The organism is Nocardioides sp. (genome assembly GCF_024509035.1).
GTDB lineage: Bacteria > Actinomycetota > Actinomycetes > Propionibacteriales > Nocardioidaceae > Nocardioides.
Map to the genome: position 1 here is coordinate 1 of NZ_JANINT010000005.1, position 1,163 is coordinate 1,163.

Consider the following 1,163-nt stretch of genomic DNA (forward strand, 5'->3'; position numbering starts at 1 on the left):
CGCCGTCGTCCTGGTCGGCCGCGCGGACGGGCCGGCGGCATGACGGGCCCGCGCGGAGTGGCGATCGTCGGTGCCGCCGAGTGCGACCTCGGCACCACCGGCAAGTCCGTCCTCACCTTGCAGGCCCAGGCTGTCACCCGGGCGCTCGCCGACGCCGGTCTGACGCTGCGCGACGTCGACGGGTTCGCCACCACCGGCGTCTCCCGGTTCTCCGCCACCCAGCTCGCCGACTACTTCGGCGTCGAGGCCGTGTGGACCGACAGCACGTTCGCCGGCGGTTGTGCCTACGAGATGATGGTCGCTCGCGCCGCGCAGGCGATCGAGGCCGGCCAGGCCGGGGTCATCGTCATCAGCTTCGCCTCCAACCAGCGCTCCGCACGGTCCCGGTCGCTGGGCGGGGTGGTCTTCGACGGCACGCCCGAGTCGCAGTTCGAGTCTCCGTACGACCCGCTGCACCCCCTCAGCTACTACGCGATGGCCGCCCAGAAGTACCTCGGCCGGTTCGGCGGCACCCGGGAGAAGCTGGCCGAGATCGCGGTCGCTGCCCGCGAGTGGGCCCTGCTGAACCCCCGGGCCTTCCGTCACGGGGCCGGCCCGCTCAGTGCGCAGGACGTGCTCGAGAGCCCGATGATCTCCTCGCCGCTCACGGCCCTGGACTGCTGCCTGGTCACCGACGGCGGCGGCGCGGTCGTGCTGACCTCACTGGACCGGGCGCGGGACCTCGCCAAGCAACCGGTGGTGGTCCTCGGGTACGGCGAGCGGGCCACCAACGCATCGATGACCGCCGTCGACGACCTGACCACGACCGGCGCGGTCGGCGCCGGCGCGGACGCGTTCGCCCGGGCCGGCATCACGCCCTCCGACGTCGACGTGCTCGAGGTCTACGACTCCTTCACCATCACCGCCGCGCTCTCGATCGAGGGGCTCGGCTTCTGCGGCCGCGGGGAGGTCCTCGACTTCATCGCCGACGGCCGGATCCGGCCCGGCGGCGCGCTGCCGCTGAACACCTCCGGCGGGGGGCTGTCCTACTGCCACCCCGGTCAGTACGGCGTGCTGCTCCTCGTCGAGGCCGTGCGCCAGCTCCGTGGCGAGTGCGGTGAGCGCCAGGTCCCGGACGCGGAGATCGCGGTGGCGCACGGCACCGGCGGCATCCTGTCCGCCCA

Annotated in this window: 1 protein-coding gene; it reads left to right on the forward strand. The window is 73.4% G+C overall.

What is annotated here, in order from left to right:
• Window positions 1–39: 39 nt before the first annotated feature.
• On the forward strand, window positions 40–1,163 hold a 1,124-nt coding region (locus Q0L15_RS00285), incomplete at its 3' end, for an acetyl-CoA acetyltransferase (protein ID WP_296601395.1).